The sequence below is a fragment of the Mesorhizobium sp. W016 genome (assembly GCF_054719485.1).
In genome coordinates, this window is sequence record NZ_JBTTIF010000002.1 from 2,180,912 (window position 1) to 2,198,182 (window position 17,271).

Consider the following 17,271-nt stretch of genomic DNA (forward strand, 5'->3'; position numbering starts at 1 on the left):
TCGACAAAAGTCAAACTGGCGTGGGTACACGATACCTCTTTGCCCATCGAATCTGGACGATCATTGCGCCAAATGTGCCCGGTCGGGAATCGCCGATGGTGACGTGGCGGGAAGCTGTGGTTAGAAGTTCTCAACAATGAAAATTCGGGGAGCACGGGATGGGCAGTCCCTACGAGCAGGATCTCGGCAAGAACGCCGCCAACCATCAGCCGCTGACGCCGCTCACCTATCTGGAGCGGGCGGCAAGCACCTATCCCGATCATGTCGCCATCATCCATGGCAGCCAGCGCATCACCTATCGCACCTTCTGGCAGCGCTCGCTGAAGCTCGCCTCGGCGCTGTCGAAGCGCGGCATCGGCAAGGGTGATACGGTGACCGTCATGCTGTCCAACACGCCCCCCATGCTGGAGGCGCATTTCGGCGTGCCGATGGCCAAAGCGGTGCTGCATTCGCTCAACACAAGGCTCGATGCCGCCGTCATCGCGTTCCAGCTCGACCATGCCGAGACCAAGGTGCTCATCGTCGACCGCGAATTCGCTGCTGTCGTCAAACAGGCACTGGCACTGGCCAAGGTGAAGCCGCTGGTCATCGACTATGACGATCCCGACTATGCCGCCGATGCACCCTATCCCAAGGGCGAGCGCATCGGCGCGATCGACTATGAGGCGTTCGTCGCCGGCGGTGACCAGGGCTACGCCTGGTCGATGCCCGACGACGAATGGGACGCCATCTCGCTCAACTACACCTCCGGCACGACAGGCAATCCGAAGGGCGTCGTCTACCACCATCGCGGCGCTGCCCTGATGGCTTACACCAACACCATCCATGCCGGCATGGCCAAGCACGCCGTCTATCTGTGGACGCTGCCGATGTTCCACTGCAATGGTTGGTGCTTCCCATGGACAATGGCCGTCCAGGCCGGCACCCATGTCTGCCTGCGCTGGGTGCGGCCGAAGCCGATCTACGATGCCATCGCCGACCACGGCGTCACACATCTTTGCGGTGCGCCGGTCGTCATGTCGGTGCTCATCAACGCCAGCGATGAGGACAAGCGCCACTTCCCGCAGACCGTTACCTTCAACACCGCTGCCGCGCCGCCGCCGGAAGCCGTGCTGTCAGGCATGGCCGATGCCGGCTTTGCCGTCACCCATCTCTACGGCCTGACCGAGACCTATGGCCCGGCGGTCGTCAACGAATGGCACACCGCCTGGGACGGTCTCGACAAGGGCGAACGCAGCGCCAGAAAGGCCAGGCAGGGCGTGCGCTATGCCGCACTCGAAGGCCTGACGGTGATGGACGCGGAGACGATGCAGAAGACGCCGGCCGACGGCGAGACCATCGGCGAGGTCATGTTCCGCGGCAACATCGTCATGAAGGGCTATCTGAAGAACAGGAAGGCGACCGACGAGGCTTTCGCCGGCGGCTGGTTCCACTCCGGCGACCTCGGCGTCATGCATCCCGACGGCTACATCCAGCTCAAGGACCGCTCCAAGGACATCATCATCTCCGGCGGCGAGAACATTTCATCGATCGAGGTCGAGGAAGCCCTCTACAAACACCCGTCCGTGGCGTCCTGCGGCGTCGTCGCCAAGGCAGACGACAAATGGGGCGAGGTGCCGGTCGCCTATGTCGAGCTGAAGCCCGGCAAGGTGGCAAGCGAGGCCGAGATCATCGAACACTGCCGCGCGCTGCTCGCCCGCTTCAAGGTGCCGAAGGCGGTGATTTTTGCCGAGATCCCGAAGACATCGACGGGGAAGATCCAGAAGTTTCAGCTGCGGGAAATGGCGAAGGGATCTTAGTTCCAGAGCGCAACGGCACGCGCAAGGTCGAGTTCGCGCACACCCTCTGTCACCAAATTATACGCGTACGTCGAATTCGCATTGACACTTCCCTCTTTTCGATTTACGAGTGACGAAAGTTGAAATTCGTCACTCATAAATCGACAGAGAGCCATGTCCGAAGCCGCCAGCATAATGGCCGACTCCACCCGCCAGGAGAATGTCACCCGCATTCTCGACTGTGCCGAACGCCTGTTCCGGCACTATGGTTACGGCAAGACCAATGTCGCCGACATCGCCCGCGAACTCGGCATGTCGCCGGCCAATATCTACCGTTTCTTCGCCTCCAAGGTCGAAATCCACCAGGCCGTCTGCGGCCGCATGCTCCTCGCCAGCTACAACATGGCCTACGAGATTTCCCGGTTGCCGATCAGCGCCGAGGAGCGGCTGCGCCGCTACGTGCATGCGCAGTACAAGATGACGCTGGAAGTCATGCTCGACGACCAGAAGGTCCACGAAATGGTCATCGTCGCGCTCGAGCGCGACTGGGGCGTCATCGACAAGCATATCGACAGCATTCACGACCTGTTTGCCGAGGTCATCCGCGAGGGCATCGAGGCCGGCGAGTTTGCCGACCAGGATCCGGTCATCGCATCGCGCTGCTTCGGCGCCGCCACCGTCATTCTGTGCCACCCGCAAATGGTGGCGCAGTGCCTTGCCAAGACCAATCGGGCGATGCCCGACGATCTCATCGATTACGCGATCAAGGCTCTGAAGTAATAGCCGCCGCCCGCCGGGCGCCGGTGTCGACCGTTCATCTCCAGTCGGGAGTACGAAAGTGTCTTTGTCCAGTTCCATCATCCGCAAGCTGCCGGTCACCGGCCTGATCGTCGCCACGCTCGGGCTCGCCGCCTGCAGCCAGGAGAAGACCGAGGTCCAGGACATCATCCGTCCGGTCAAGGTGGTCGAGATCGGCCAGGCCGAAAAGAGTCGCGAACTCACCTATTCCGGCTCGGTGCGAGCCCGTACCGAAATGAACCTCGGCTTTCGCATCTCGGGCAAGGTCACTGAGCGTCTGGTCGACATCGGCCAGCATGTGACGACAGGCGATGTGCTAGCCCGTATCGATCCCACGGACTATGAGTTGTCGGTCAAGAGCGCCAAGGCCAGCCTCGACGCCGCCGAGCGGCAGGTCGAGACGGTCGATCTGTCCCGCAAGCGCGCCGAACAGCTTTTTGCCAAGAACTTCACCTCCAAGTCGCAGCTCGAACAGGCGACGCTGAGCTACAACCAGGCGGTAGCGACGCGCGATGCCGCCCGCTCTACCCTTGCCCAGGCGCAGAACCAGGTCGTCTACACCGATCTCAAGGCGAGCGAGAACGGCATCGTCACGGCGGTCTCGGCCGATGTCGGCCAGGTGGTCGGCGCCGGAACGCCTGTGATGACCGTTGCCGTCGACGGCGAAAAGGAAGTGCTGATCGCGGTTCCCGAAATGGACATCGCCGCCTTCAAGCCGGGAAAGGACGTCAAGGCCAGCTTCTGGTCCGATGACGCGCTGGCGCTCTCCGGCAAAGTGCGTGAAGTCGCCGGCAGCGCCGACCAGCAGTCGCGCACCTTTGCCGTCCGCGTCTCGCTGCCCGACGACCCGCGCGTGCTGCTCGGCATGACCGCCAACATCGAGGCCTCGGTGGCCAAGAAGCAGGAGATGGTGTCGATCCCGCTCAGCGCGCTTGCGGAAAAGGATGGTCGCAAGATTGTCTGGACCGTCGACCGCGCCGGCGAGACGGTGCACGAGCGCCTGGTCAAGGTTGCGGAGTTCACCGCCGACGGCGTCAGCGTCGCCGACGGGCTCAAGCCGGGGGATGTCGTCGTTGCCGCCGGCACCCAGTTCATGACCGAGAATCTCAAGGTCAAGCTGACCGGCGATGCGGTCCAGGCCGCCTCTGCGGAAGGCGATGCCGCAAAGGCCCTGCGCTGACCGCAGGCATGAAGCCGGCTTGATCGTCGCTTCGGCGAAAGGGCTGGGCAAGCGAATTCAGGTTTCCGGGCGGCGAGCGCCCGATGGTCGAGACGCCAAGATCGAGTTCCCCCGCATCGATCCGCGCGTCCCACCGCGATGAGTGTCTCTCCGCTCGGAAAGCCTCGCCGCCCGGAAGCCAGCATCGGAATATCCTAGCTGCATGCAAAGCGTATGCGCGCACGATCAACGAATTGGACTGACGCCGATGACCGCCACCGACAGCACTGAAAAGCAGCCTTTCAATCTTTCGCGCTGGGCCATCGGCCATCCCTCGATCGCGCGCTTCCTGTTCGGTCTGATCATCATTGCCGGCGCGCTCGGCCTGATGCGCATGGGCCAGAAGGAAGACCCCGATTTCACCTTCCGCGTCATGGTCGTCCAGGCGATCTGGCCGGGCTCCTCGATCCAGGAGATGGAAGACCAGGTCGTCAACAAGATCGAGCGCAAGCTGCAAGAAACGCCGCACCTCGACTTCGTCCGTTCCTACACCCGCGCCGGCAGCGCCATCATCACCGTCCAGATCAAGGGCGACACCAATGCAGAGGAGGTGAAGGACGCCTTCTACCAGGTGCGCAAGAAGGTTGGCGACATCTCCGGCGACCTGCCGCAAGGCCTGCTCGGGCCCTATTTCAACGACGAGTTCGGCGACACCTTCATCACCCTGCACTCGATCGGCGGCGACGGCTACAGCTATCCGGAGCTGAAGAAATTCGCCACCCAGGCTCGCGACATGCTGCTGACGACGCCGGGAGTCGAGAAGGCCGTCATCATCGGCGACCAGCCGGAGAAGCTTTATATCGACGTCTCGTCCAAGGCCCTGGCCGAACGCGGCCTGACGCTGACCGACCTGCAGAACGCCATCAAGGGCCAGAACAATGTCGATCCGGCGGGCTCCGTCGACACCGGCCTGCGCTCGGTGCGCATCTCGGTCGAGGGCGATGTCACCAGGGCTGCCGACATCAGGGAATTGCGCCTGCGCGCCGGTGGTCAGGTGACACGTCTTGGCGACATCGCCACCGTGAGTTCCGGTCTCGAAGATCCCTATCAGCGCAAGTACCGCTTCAACGGCCACGAAAGCGTCCAGGTCGGCGTCGTCATGGCCAAGGGTTTTAACGTCAGGGACGTCGGCACGGATGTCGAGGCGACCTACAAGCGCTTTGAGGAAGCGCTGCCCTACGGCGTTGCGGTTGACCAGATCTCCAACCAGCCCGAGGTTGTCAAGGACGCCGTCAACGAGTTCATGGAGGCGCTCGGCGAGGCGCTGCTGATCGTGCTTGCTGTCTCGCTGCTGTCGATCGGCTGGCGTTCCGGCCTGGTCATCGCCATTGCCATTCCGCTGGTGCTGGCCGCCACCTTCGCCATCATGTACGAGCTCGGCATCGATCTGCAGCGCATTTCGCTCGGCGCCCTGATCATCGCGCTCGGGCTGTTGGTCGACGACGCCATGATCGTCGTCGAGATGATGGAGCGCAAGCTGGAGGAGGGGCTGGTCAAGATCGAGGCGGCGAGCTTCGCCTATTCCTCGACCGCCTTCCCGATGCTGAGCGGCACGCTGATCACTATCGCCGGCTTCATCCCGGTTGGCTTCGCCGCCTCGACCGCAGGCGAATATGTGCGCACGCTGTTCTATGTCGTCGGCATCGCGCTCGTCGTGTCGTGGTTCGTCGCCGTCTATTTCACGCCGTGGCTGGGCTACATGATCCTCAAGCAGCGCAAGCATGCCGGCAACCATCATGACGCCTTCGACACCGGCTTCTACCGGCGGCTGCGCGCCACGGTCGGCTGGGCGGTGCGCCACCGCATCATCGTTCTGGTGATGACGCTGGTCACCTTCGCCACCAGCCTGTGGGCGTTCCAGTTCATCCCACAAAACTTCTTCCCGCAATCCTCGCGGCCGGAAATCCTCGTCGATCTCTGGTTGCCTGAGGGAACCTCGATCAAGGAAGTCGAGACGCAGGCCAAGGCGCTGGAAGCCCGGATGATGGACGACAAGGACAAGCGCTTCATCGCCACCTATATCGGCGAAGGCGCGCCGCGCTTCTTCCTGCCGCTCGACCAGCAATTGCGCAATCCGAACTATGCGCAGCTTCTGGTGATGGCCAATGACGAGCCGGCACGCGAGCGGCTGATCCTCAAGCTGCGCTCAATCCTGGCGCAGGATTTCCCCTCGATCCGTTCCAAGGTCGACCGTCTGTTCCTCGGCCCGCCGACCGGCTGGCCGGTGCAGATGCGCATCATGGGTCCGGACCGCCAGGAGGTGCGCCGCATCGCCGACCAGGTGAAGGCGAAATTCGCCGAAAATCCGCTGCTCGGCGCCGTCCATGACGACTGGCTGGAGCCGGTACCGGCGATGAAGCTGATCATCGACCAGGACCGCGCCCGTGCTCTTGGCGTCACCTCGCAACGCATCCGCCAGATGCTGCAGGCAGCGATGTCCGGCGCGCCGCTCGATGACTTCCGTGATGGCGAGGAGACGGTTTCCATCGTCGCCCGCGAACCGGACGCCAGCCGCAGCCTGCTGTCCTCGGTCGACTCGGTCTATATCCCGACCGATTTCGGCGGCTTCGTGCCGCTGTCGCAGGTGGCCAAGGTGGTGCCGGTGCTCGAGCAGGGCGTCGAATGGCGGCGCGACCGCCTGCCGACCATCTCGGTGCGCGCCACGCTGCCGGATGGCGTGCAGTCGAACGACGTCGTCACCAAGCTCTACAATGACATGCAGGGCATGCGCGCCGGCCTGGCGCCCGGCTACAAGATCGAGATCCAGGGCGGTGCGGAAGATTCCGCCGAAAGCCAGGCCTCGATTGCCGCCAAGGCGCCGATCATGCTGGCCGTCATCGTCGTGCTCCTGATGATCCAGCTGCAGCATTTCGGCAAGGCGATGCTCGTGCTGGCCACCGGTCCGCTCGGCATCATCGGTGCGGCGGCGGCTCTGTTGATCAGCGGCGCGCCGTTCGGCTTCGTCGCCATCCTCGGTGTCATCGCGCTGCTCGGAATCATCATGCGCAACTCGATCATCCTGGTCGACCAGATCGATCAGGACATCGCCAGGGGGATGGACCGATCGGAGGCCATCATCGGCTCGGCCGTGCGCCGTTTCCGGCCAATCGTGCTGACGGCGATGACGGCGGTGCTGGCGTTGATCCCGATCTCGCGTGCGGTGTTCTGGGGACCGCTCGCCTACGCCATGATGGGCGGCATCCTCGTCGCCACCGTACTCACCATCCTGGTGCTGCCGGCAGGCTACGCGCTGTTCTTCGGCCGCGAGCTGAAGAAAGGCAGGAAGCCGGCTGATGAGGCGGTGCAGGACAATGACAGGCCGCCACTGGCGCTGGCCGCCGAGTAGGCGCTGCTGGGGCACAGGATCTTCCTTGGAAAATGCTGGAACGCCGTACGCTTGACGTGCGGTTCTGGCTTTCTCCTTGCCGGTGGCACCGAGCACCCAGGCAAGTATCTCAACACCGGGCGGGTTCATCAAAATAGGTTGAACGGCCACCTGTATGAAAATGCTTCGCGGCGCCGGTTTTGCAAAACAGAATTCCTTTCCAGGACAACAAAGCCGTCCGATCCTGCTTACATATCGGAGCGGCAACGCTCATTCGCATCAGGTGATCATCCCATGGTAGACAATAAGCAATTGCGGCTCGGCGCCTTCATGCGTCCGGTCAGTCTTCACACCGGGGCCTGGCGCTATCCCGGCTCATATCCCGATGCCAACTTCAACTTCGCCCATCTGAAGCGCTTCGCGCAGACGCTTGAGGCGGCGAAGTTCGACGCCTTCTTCATGGCCGACCATCTGGCCGTTCTCAACATGCCGATCGAGGCGCTACGGCGCAGCCACACGGTGACCTCGTTCGAGCCGTTCACGCTGCTGTCGGCGCTTGCCGCCGTCACCGACCATATCGGCCTTGTCGCCACCGCATCGACGACCTTCGACGCGCCCTATCACATTGCCCGCCGCTTCGCCTCGCTCGACCATATCAGCGGCGGCCGCGCCGGCTGGAACATCGTCACCACATCCAATCCCGATGCCGCGTTGAACTTCGGCCTCGACGAGCATGTCGAGCACGACGAGCGCTATCACAATGCGCGGGAATTCTACGATGTGGTGACCGGCCTCTGGGACAGCTTTGCCGACGACGCCTTCATCCGCGACGCCGAGAGCGGGCTCTATTTCGATCCCGCGAAGCTGCATGTGCTCGACCATAAGGGTGAGCATCTCTCGGTGCGCGGCCCGCTCAACATTGCGCGGCCGGTGCAGGGCTGGCCGGTCATCGTCCAGGCCGGCGCATCTGAGGCCGGGCGGCAGCTGGCAGCCGAAACGGCGGAGGTGATCTTCGCCGCCCATTCCGATCTGGCGGCTGGGCAGCGCTTCTTTGCCGATGTCAAAAGGCGGGCCGAGAAGCTCGGCCGTTCGCGCGACGACATCAAGATCCTGCCCGGCACCTTCGTCATCGTCGGCGACAGTGTCGAGGAAGCACAGGCCAAACGCGCCAAGCTCGACAGCCTGGTCTATTACGAGAGCGGCATTGCCTCGCTGTCGATCGCGCTGGGGCACGACGCATCCGGCTTCGATCCCGACGCGCCCCTGCCCGAAATCCCCGAGACCAATGCCTCGAAGAGCGGCCGTGAGCGCGTCATCGAGCTGGCGCGCCGGGAGACTTTGACCGTCCGCCAGCTGGCGCAGCGACTCGGCGGCTATTCCGGCCTTGCTTTCGTCGGCACGCCGAAAACCATCGCCGATTCGATGGAGGAATGGCTGTATGCCGAAGGGTCAGACGGCTTCAACGTCATGTTCCCCTATCTGCCAGCCGGGCTCGACGACTTCGCCGAGAAGGTGGTGCCCGAGCTGCAGCGGCGAAAGCTCTTCCGGCGCGAGTATGAGGGCACCACCTTGCGCGAGAATCTCGGCCTGAAGCGTCCGCCGAACCGGTTCTTCAAAGGCTCCGAAGGGGCCATTCGCAAGGCCGGCTGACGTCCTGCCATAAAAAGAAACAGGCGCGCCGAAGCGCGCCCATTCTTTTCAAGCCATCACTTTCAGATGACGAAGTACCAGTTGGCGAGCAGCATCACCACCACGCCGGCGACCAGCGTCAGGTAGGGCAGCATGCCTGCCTTTTTGACCGAGAGGTCTGCGCCCGCCATGCCGAGGTCGGCCAGCATGTGGTCGGGGAACTTGCCCTTGTCCTGGACGTAGTGCCGGTAGCAGAACACCGGGATGATCAAGGCGGCTGTGATCAGGCCGGCCCAGAGCGCCATCGGGTTCCACACCTTGGCGCCGGCGCCCATGAAGATGGCGTTTACATAGGCGAAGATGGCGCCGAGGCCGAGCAGCCAGCTCGGCGCCTTCCAAGGCCGGTTGATGTGGCCGTTGTCGATGCGGTGGATCCAGCCGGCATTGAGGTTGAGGAAGTTGAAGATGATGTAGCCGCAGTTCGACACGGCGAGGATGAAGAAGAAGCTCGTCGCGTCGGCCGAGGCGATGGCCAGCACGATCAGGTTGAAGACGAGATCGGTCCACATGGCGCGCGTCGGCGCGCCATGCTCGTTGACGTGGCTGAGATAGCGCGGCAGCCAGCCATCGACCGAGCCCTGGTAGAGCGTGCGCGACGAGCCGGCCATTGCCGTCATGATGCACAGCACCAGCGCCAGGATCATCAGCATCACCAAGAGGCTGTGGATCAATGCGCCACCCCCGACCATGCCGGCCAGTGCATCGGCGACACCCGAGCCGTCGACGATCGGCGTCGCCAGCATGCCGTTGAGGCCCAGCACGCCCTGGAAGGTGAAGGGCACCAGGATGAACAGAAGCATGCAGAGCAGGCCGGAATAGAAAATCGCCTTGAACGTGTCGGTGCCCGGGTTCTTGAACTCCGATGTGTAGCAGACGGCGGTCTCAAAACCATAGGTCGACCATGCGGCGATGAACATGCCGCCCAGCACCAGCGTCCAGCCGGCAATGTTCCACGAGCCGGGCTCCGGCGCGTAAGCCGCCGCCAGCGGCACCAGCGGCGAAAAGTTCGCCCAGTTGATCTGGCCGGTGACGATCGGCACGACACCGACGATCAGCATCGGGATGATGACCAGGAGGCCGATATACTTCTGCACATTGGCGGTGCCGAGAATGCCGCGATGCTGGATCGAGAAGATGATCAGCATCAGCACCGCGCCGATGAAGAAAGTGGCATTGAGGGTGAAGGAGACAGGACCTAGCGTGTGGCTGAACAGCGTCCAGTTGCGGATCGCCGGCGTGGCCGCCGCGGTCACCGCGGCGATGGCGTCGGCAGGCACCGTTCCGGCATGCGCCGCGATATAGGCGACGACGTCCGGCGACGCCTCGGTGAACAGCGGCACCGGCGCCAGCGCGTTGAGAATATAGGCGGCGGCGATCGAGCAGCCCAGCGACAGCACCGGCGACCAGGCGAACCAGTTGCACCATACCGACAGCGGCGCGATGAACTTGGAATAACGCAGCCAGGCGGTGGCGCCGTAGATCGAGGCGCCGCCCGACTTGTTCGGGAACAGGCCGGCGATCTCGGCATAGGTGAAGGATTGCAGGAAGCCCATGATCATGGAAGCGATCCAGATCCCGAAGGCCAGCGTTCCCGTCGTTCCGGCAATGCCGCCGATCGAAAACAGGACAAGGGCAGGAACGCCGCTCGCCACCCAGAAGGCGCCGCGCCAGTCGATGTTGCGGAGCAGCTTGCCTTCAGCGGGCTGCTCCAGGGCAGTGGTAATCGTGCTCATCTGTCTGAATTCCCCATTTTGTGTTCCCGGCCGGTGATGCCTCGGCTTCGCGAAGCTTGTTCCCCGGTACATGACCGCACGACTCCAGTGTTTCCACTCAGTCGTATTTTTTTCTTAACAGTGAAGATTGATCCGGCGCGCTTTCACGTCAAGTGATTTGTGGCGTCGTGCACATCACGGTTGCGAAACGCTCGCTTTGTCCTTCTCCCCTTGTGGGGTGAGAAGCGGTCCGCGGTAGCGGACGGAAAGCCAATTGCTTTCGAGCTTCGAACGCCCTGAGCCTGCGAAGGGCCGGGGGTGCAACCCTCAGGATCGCGGCCTGGTCTTTTGCGGATCGTAGTGAGCGAAGGCCACCACCCGCGCCGGCAGCCGCTTGGCATGACCGTCGAGCTTGCCGATCTCCACCTCTGTGCCGATTGCCGCGTGGGTGACGTCAAGCCTCGCCAGAGCGATGTTTTTGTTCAGCACCGGCGAGCGCATGCCCGAGGTGACGACACCGATCTGGGCGCGGCCGATATGGACGCAATCCCCATGGCCGACGGCGACATTGCTGTCGATGTCGAGGCCAACGAGCTTGTGCTGCGGATGTTCCTTGCGCCTTATCAGAGCCTCGCGGCCGATGAAATCGTCGGTCTTGGCCTTCAACGGTACGGTGAAGCCAATGCCCGCCTCGAACGGGTCGGTCTGGTCGGAGAATTCGTAACCGGCGAAGATCAGCCCGGCTTCGATGCGCACCATGTCGAGTGCCTGCAGGCCCATCGGCTTCAGCCCGTGCGGCTGGCCGGCCTCCCAGATGGCATCGAACACTTTTTCGGCGTCGCGTGGGTGGCACCAGATTTCGTAGCCGAGCTCGCCGGTATAACCGGTGCGCGACACCACGACCGGAATGCCATTGCCGCCGCCGATGCGCGCGACAGCGAAGCGGAACCATTCGAGTTCGTCGATCGACGGTTGCAGCGGCGAGGTCCAGACCACCTCTCGCAAAATGTCACGGCTCTTCGGCCCTTGGACAGCGACATTGTGCATCTGGTCGGTGGACGAGCGCACCAGCACGTTGAGGCCAAGCTTCTTTGCCGTCTCGCGCAGCCATTCGCCGGACAGGTCATCGCCGCCGACCCAGCGGAAATTGTCCTTGCCGAGCCGCAGCAGCGTGCCGTCGTCGATCATGCCGCCATGCTCGTAGCACATGGCGGAATAGACGACCTGGCCGACGCCGAGCTTCTTGACGTCGCGGGTCAGCGTGTATTGCAGCAGCGCTTCGGAATCGGGACCGGTGACCTCGAACTTGCGCAGCGGCGACAGGTCCATGATCACCGCGTCCTGCCGGCAGGCCCAGTACTCGGCGATCGGCCCCTCTTTGGCGAAAGAATTGGCCAGCCAATAACCCCGGTATTCCACGAAGTTGCGGGTGTGCTTGGCGAAGCTTGAATGGAAGGCGGTCTCGCGGGTCATTTTCGGTTCCGAATCGGGCGTCATGCGTCTGGCGATCGCTCGCGAGAATTTGTGTTGGCCGGAATAGGTTCGCACATGGATGTCGGTCGGGTTCCAGCCATTGGCCGGTGTCGTGTCGTCGGGACAGGCGGAGGAGACGCAGACGATGTCGGTGAGCGCCCTGAGCAGGACATAGTCGCCGGCGCGCGACCACGGCTCATCCGACACCATGACGCCATGGGCGTCGATCGCCGTGTTGAAGAAGAAGTTGATCGCCATCCAGCCGGCACGTGGGGTGACACCCTTGTCGGCCAGCGCGCGGTTGAAATTCTCCGAGCAGTTGGTGTGGCCGGGATAGCCGATGTCGTCGTAATATTTGGCGGCACACGCCAGCGCGAACGCGTCATGCCGGCCGCATGTGTCCTGGATAACCTCGACCAACGGCTCCATGTCCTGGTCGTAATATTTCGAGTGAAGGCCGGGCATCGGGTAGCTCGACCCCATCAGCGTGCGCGTCGTCGTTACGTCGAGCGGATGGTCCAGCCCCTTGTCCAGCTTGCGCGCCGAGAAGCACTGGAAATCGGTGCACTGGCGGCCGTCGACATCGATGATCTGCAGGTAGTCGCCCGCCTTGACGAAATAGGATTCGGCCGTCGCCGAATGGACGCGCAGGTCTAGCACCGGATCGGCGAGCGGATCGGCAAGCTGCGACTTCGTTTTCAGCCGGATGGTGTTGCGCCGCACGAGAACGGTGAGCGGCGTTGCCGTATCATGGCCGTCGACGAGCATCGGCCCGCCGGGTGCGGCAATCAGCATCGCGCCGTCGCGCGTGACCGTGAATGCCTGCTCGGTGCCGGCAGGCGTTGCGCCGCCGAACACACGCACCGCCTTGGGCTCGTCGAGCTGCACCTGGCGGCGCTCAAGGCCACGACGGACGGAAGCCAGGCTGTCATCGCCTCCGGCCAGAAGCGCCTTGATCCCGGCGGCATTGCTGTTGGACTTTTCGCCGAGGATGGAAGGATCGGTGGCGCCGGTCCTGTCCCAGGCCAGCAACTCGCAAGCCTGCCCGCCCTCGACATTGCGCACGGTGAACGTATCGCCGGCCTCGACCTCGATCAGCACCGCGCCATTCCCCAGGATAGTATGGCGCTCCATGCCCGGCGGCAGCGCGATCTGGCCGGGCCTCAGGATGAGGCTTGGCCGGGGCGGCCCGGCTGTCACTGAAGGGTAGGGCGACTGGCTCATCTCAGCCTTGCGGTTCGAGAAACAAGTTTGCCTGTGTGTAAAATTACTTTAGCTGCAAGAATAGCAGCGCAGTTGCGTTTGGCAAGGCTGGCTCCCCCTTCTCCCTCTGTGGGAGAAGGTGTCGCCGCAGGCGACGGATGAGGGGTGTTCCAGCGGTGAGACGTTGGCGTACCCTGGAACACCCCTCATCCGTCTCGGCACTAACGCGCCGATCTTCCTTCTCCCACAAGGGGAGAAGGAAGAAGCGCACAAGCGCTACGCCAAATCCTCGGAATGCCCGATCTCGACACCATACTCCGCCGCCGAATCCAGCATCGTGTGCCACGGACTTTCAGCAAATGTCGCAAACATCAGCACGTTGAACACCGCCTGCCCATCCGGCCGGTCATTCCCGCGCCAGAGCGTGACGCTGGTGTGATCCATCGAGGTCGCGGCAGCCGCCCCAACCAGAAATGCATCGGGATGCAGATCGATCGACGACAGCTTGCCCAGCATCGCCCGCGCCTTGGTACCGGAGATACTGATCAGCACTCGCGCATGCGACTGGTCCGATAGCGAAGCGGAAGACGCGAACGTCTGGGCGAGTGCTTCAGTCCCATGCTTGCCGCCCTTCAACAGCACGAAGAACTGGTCCGGTCCCGACCAGATCAGCGTCGCATCCGAAGTCTGCACCGCCTTGGGTGTCTCAGGAGCCGCAACACCGAAGCTTGCCTTCGCAGCGTTGGCCAAATCTCCCGCCTTGCCGCGCCGCGCCATCACCTGGATCAGGTCGAAATTGCGGATTTCGGTCAGCAACACGCCGACATTGCCGTTCGCGCCGTAAGGCCCGACAACAAGTGCCCGCTCGAGCGGGCTACGAACATCCCAGGAAAAATCAGCCACGCTGGCGCCCTCCATCGGGATCGTAGAAGACGGGATTGCAGAGCTCGACATCATAGTCTTCACCGCGCAGCGGATCATGCGCGTGGACGATCTCGCCGATGCGTTCGCGGCCGCGCTCGACAAGGCCGAGACCGATCCACTGGTCGAGCGTCGGCGAGAAGCAGACCGAGGTGACGTAGCCTTGGTCGTTATCAGGCCCGGGCGTCTGGCCCTTCGGGATGATGTGCGCGCCGGAGCGCAGGCGGCGCGCCTTGTCGATCGGCTTGATGCCGACCACGACCTGCCGGTCCGGCGCCACCAGCGCCTCGCGGCCGGCCATGACGCGACCGATGAAATCCTTCTTGGTCGACATCATCTTGCCGAGGCCGAGATCGGCGGCGGTCGTCATGCCGCTCAGTTCCGGTCCGGCGACATGGCCCTTTTCAACGCGCATGACGCCGAGGGCTTCTGTGCCATACGGCGTCACGCCGAACGGTTTTCCCGCCAGCATCAAATTGCGTGCCATCGCTTCACCGTAACGCGCCGGCACCGAAATCTCGAACGCCATCTCGCCGGAGAAGGAGATGCGGAACAGCCGCGCCTTGATGCCGCCGCGCAAAGCGACTTCGCGCACGCCCATGAAGGGAAAACCTTCGTTCGAAAGGTCCTCGGCAGGGTCGACGATTTCCTTCAACAGGTCTCGCGTCCTTGGCCCGGCAATCGAGAACTGCGCCCACTGGTCGGAGACCGAGGTCAGTTGCACGTCGAGTTCGGGGAATAGCACCTGCCGGCAGAATTCGAGATGCTGCATCACCAGCCCGGCCTTCGCCGTGGTCGTGGTGAGGAAATAATGGTCCTCGGCCAGCCGCGAGGTCGTGCCGTCATCATAGACGAGGCCGTCCTCGCGCAGCATCAGCCCGTAGCGGGCTTTTCCCACGGCAAGGTTTGAGAAGGTGTTGATGTAGACGCGGTCGAGGAAGGCGCCGGCATCGGGGCCGTGCACATCGATCTTGCCCAGCGTCGAGACATCGCAGAAGCCGACGCCCGAGCGCACCGCCTTGACCTCGCGGGTGACCGATTCCAGCCAGTCCTTCTCGCCCGCGCGCGGATACCATTGCGCGCGCTTCCACAGGCCGGTGTCGACAAAGATCGCGCCTTGTTCGGCCGCCCAGTGATGCGACGGCGTCAGCCGCGTCGCATGGAAATTTTCGTCGCGATGGTGGCCGGCAAAGGCGCCGATGGCGACCGGCACGTACGGCGGGCGATAGATGGTCGTGCCGGTCTCGGGAATGGATTTGCCCGACACCGCCGCCATGATGGCGAGGCCGGCGACATTGGACGTCTTGCCCTGGTCGGTCGCCATGCCGAGCGTGGTGTAGCGCTTCAGATGCTCGACCGATTCAAAACCCTCGCGCTGCGCCAGCTCGATGTCGGACGCGGTGACGTCATGCTGCTGGTCTACAAAGGCCTTGCCTTTGCCGGCGACGTGCCAGAGCGGGGTCAGTGAGAAGGACTCGTCGCCGGCAACAGCTGCAGAGCCCGGATTGCCATTGCGTCCCGCGTCCCGCGCCGCTGCGGCGCCGGCCTCGAAACCTGCGCGCAGGCAGGCGCCTAGCCCGAAGTCGCCGTTAGCCGCACCTGCGGCGACCATACCGGGCGGCGCGCCGTCCGGCACGAAGGCGGCGATGTCGTCTCGCCATTTCGGCCGGCCGCGATGGTAAGAGGTGAGCCCGACCGCCGGATTCCAGCCGCCGGAAACGGCAAGCCCGTCGGCCTCGACCTCGGCGCGCGCGCCGCCGGTCAGCGACACCGCTATTTTTCTTACGCCGTCCTTGCCGCCGTCGACGCCGCTGACCGAACCATGCAGCACGGTGAAGCCGTTCATGGAAGCGAGAGAACGATGGGCAGGCGAGACGTCAGGCCGCGCGTCGATCACCGCCGCGATCTGCAGCCCGGCGCCGAGTGCCGTCTCGACCGTGCGCCAGCCATCCTCATTGTTGGTGAACAGCGCGATCCGCTTTGCCGGCGTCGCCGCATAACGTGTGACGTAGGTGCGGATGGCGGACGCCATCATCACGCCGGGCGTGTCATTGCCGGCAAAGACGATGGGACGCTCAATCGCGCCGGCGGCGACGACGCAGCGCTTGGCCACGATGCGCCACAGGCGCTGGCGCACCTGATGCTCGGGCGGCACCGGCAGATGATCGTTGACCCGCTCGATCGCGCCATAGGTACCGCCGTCATAGACGCCGAACAGGGTCGTGCGGGTCATGATGCGGACATCCGGCATCGAGCTGAGCTCGGCCAGTGTGCGCGACAGCCACTCCGCGGCCGGCAGACCGTCGATCGTGCCGCCATCCGACAACAGACGGCCGCCGGGCGCAAAATCTTCTTCGCACAGGATGACGCGCGCACCGCTGCGGCCTGCAGCGAGTGCGGCGGCGAGACCGGCCGGACCAGAGCCGGCGATCACCACATCGCAATGCGCCCAGGCCTTGTCGTAGTGATCCGGATCGGGGGTGACCGCCGCGCGACCCAGACCCGCGGCGCGTCGGATCGCCGGCTCGTAGACCATTTCCCAGAATTTTGCCGGCCACATGAAGGTTTTGTAGTAGAAGCCGGCGACGAAGATCGGTGCGAACAGCTGGTTCACCGACATCACATCGTGGCGCAGCGACGGCCAGCGGTTCTGGCTGGCCGCTTCGAGGCCTTCATAGAGTTCGGCCGTCGTGGCCTTGGTGTTGGCCTCGCGCCGTGCGCCGGTGCGCAGTTCGACCAGCGCGTTGGGTTCTTCCGAGCCCGCAGTCAGAATGCCGCGCGGACGATGGTATTTGAACGAGCGGCCGACCAGCTTGACGCCATTGGCGACCAGCGCCGACGCCAGCGTGTCGCCCTGGAAGCCGGAGAGGCTCTTGCCATCGAAGCGGAAGTTGAGCGGCGCCGAGCGGTCGATGAGACCGCCGGATGTGAGACGATGGGATTGGCTGGAACTCACGATGGCCGGCCTCTCATCGATCCAATGCCAGGCGGGACCGTCGCGCTCTTCACCCTCCCCCTTGTGGGGGGGGGTCGCTGCGCAGCAGCGGGGTGGGGGTGCGGCACCGACCCCCACCCGGACCTGCGGTCCGACCTCCCCACAAGGGGGAGGTAGGGGGCTGGCGCTTTTCGCGACGGCTGTGGTCTCGACAGAAT

The 17,271-nt window shown here is 63.7% G+C and carries 9 protein-coding genes; 5 read left to right on the forward strand and 4 right to left on the reverse strand.

Going from position 1 to position 17,271, the window contains the following annotated elements; genetic code table 11:
* Window positions 1-158: 158 nt before the first annotated feature.
* From ACYG9V_RS10850 to ACYG9V_RS10870, 5 genes are all read left to right on the forward strand, one after another.
* Window positions 159-1,799, forward strand: a complete 1,641-nt coding sequence (locus ACYG9V_RS10850; RefSeq protein ID WP_023684444.1) for an acyl-CoA synthetase — start codon at window positions 159-161, stop codon at window positions 1,797-1,799.
* 153 nt (window positions 1,800-1,952) lie between these two features.
* Entirely contained in the window at window positions 1,953-2,558 is a 606-nt protein-coding gene (locus ACYG9V_RS10855) for a TetR family transcriptional regulator (protein ID WP_023668564.1), read from the forward strand.
* Window positions 2,559-2,616: 58 nt separating this feature from the next.
* Window positions 2,617-3,756, forward strand: coding sequence for an efflux RND transporter periplasmic adaptor subunit (locus ACYG9V_RS10860; protein WP_352762797.1), 1,140 nt, complete (start codon window positions 2,617-2,619; stop codon window positions 3,754-3,756).
* Between the two features lie 247 nt (window positions 3,757-4,003).
* Complete coding sequence (locus tag ACYG9V_RS10865) at window positions 4,004-7,141, forward strand: efflux RND transporter permease subunit (protein WP_352762794.1); 3,138 nt, start codon at window positions 4,004-4,006, stop codon at window positions 7,139-7,141.
* 273 nt (window positions 7,142-7,414) lie between these two features.
* Window positions 7,415-8,770, forward strand: a complete 1,356-nt coding sequence (locus tag ACYG9V_RS10870; RefSeq protein ID WP_023684442.1) for an LLM class flavin-dependent oxidoreductase — start codon at window positions 7,415-7,417, stop codon at window positions 8,768-8,770.
* A 62-nt stretch (window positions 8,771-8,832) separates the two neighbouring features.
* Here the strand turns inward: ACYG9V_RS10870 and ACYG9V_RS10875 are convergent, their stop codons facing one another.
* The 4 genes from ACYG9V_RS10875 to ACYG9V_RS10890 form a co-directional block, all read right to left on the reverse strand.
* Window positions 8,833-10,542 (reverse strand): APC family permease, encoded by a 1,710-nt coding sequence (locus ACYG9V_RS10875; RefSeq protein WP_023684441.1) that lies wholly within the window; start codon window positions 10,540-10,542, stop codon window positions 8,833-8,835.
* 306 nt (window positions 10,543-10,848) lie between these two features.
* Complete coding sequence (locus ACYG9V_RS10880) at window positions 10,849-13,218, reverse strand: DUF1989 domain-containing protein (RefSeq protein ID WP_352762492.1); 2,370 nt, start codon at window positions 13,216-13,218, stop codon at window positions 10,849-10,851.
* Window positions 13,219-13,473: 255 nt separating this feature from the next.
* Window positions 13,474-14,100, reverse strand: coding sequence for a sarcosine oxidase subunit gamma (locus ACYG9V_RS10885; RefSeq protein WP_352762792.1), 627 nt, complete (start codon window positions 14,098-14,100; stop codon window positions 13,474-13,476).
* Entirely contained in the window at window positions 14,093-17,074 is a 2,982-nt protein-coding gene (locus ACYG9V_RS10890; RefSeq protein ID WP_352762791.1) for a sarcosine oxidase subunit alpha, read from the reverse strand. Before ACYG9V_RS10890 ends, ACYG9V_RS10885 begins: the two co-directional genes overlap by 8 nt.
* Window positions 17,075-17,271: the final 197 nt, after the last annotated feature.

What these genes read in the sequence shown, in the direction of transcription:
- ACYG9V_RS10880 (WP_352762492.1), bottom strand. Translation starts at nt 13,218, where the DNA reads ATGAGCCAGTCGCCCTACCCTTCAGTGACAGCCGGGCCGCCCCGGCCA.
- ACYG9V_RS10855 (WP_023668564.1), top strand. Translation starts at nt 1,953, where the DNA reads ATGTCCGAAGCCGCCAGCATAATGGCCGACTCCACCCGCCAGGAGAAT.
- ACYG9V_RS10850 (WP_023684444.1), top strand. Translation starts at nt 159, where the DNA reads ATGGGCAGTCCCTACGAGCAGGATCTCGGCAAGAACGCCGCCAACCAT.
- ACYG9V_RS10865 (WP_352762794.1), top strand. Translation starts at nt 4,004, where the DNA reads ATGACCGCCACCGACAGCACTGAAAAGCAGCCTTTCAATCTTTCGCGC.
- ACYG9V_RS10870 (WP_023684442.1), top strand. Translation starts at nt 7,415, where the DNA reads ATGGTAGACAATAAGCAATTGCGGCTCGGCGCCTTCATGCGTCCGGTC.
- ACYG9V_RS10875 (WP_023684441.1), bottom strand. Translation starts at nt 10,542, where the DNA reads ATGAGCACGATTACCACTGCCCTGGAGCAGCCCGCTGAAGGCAAGCTG.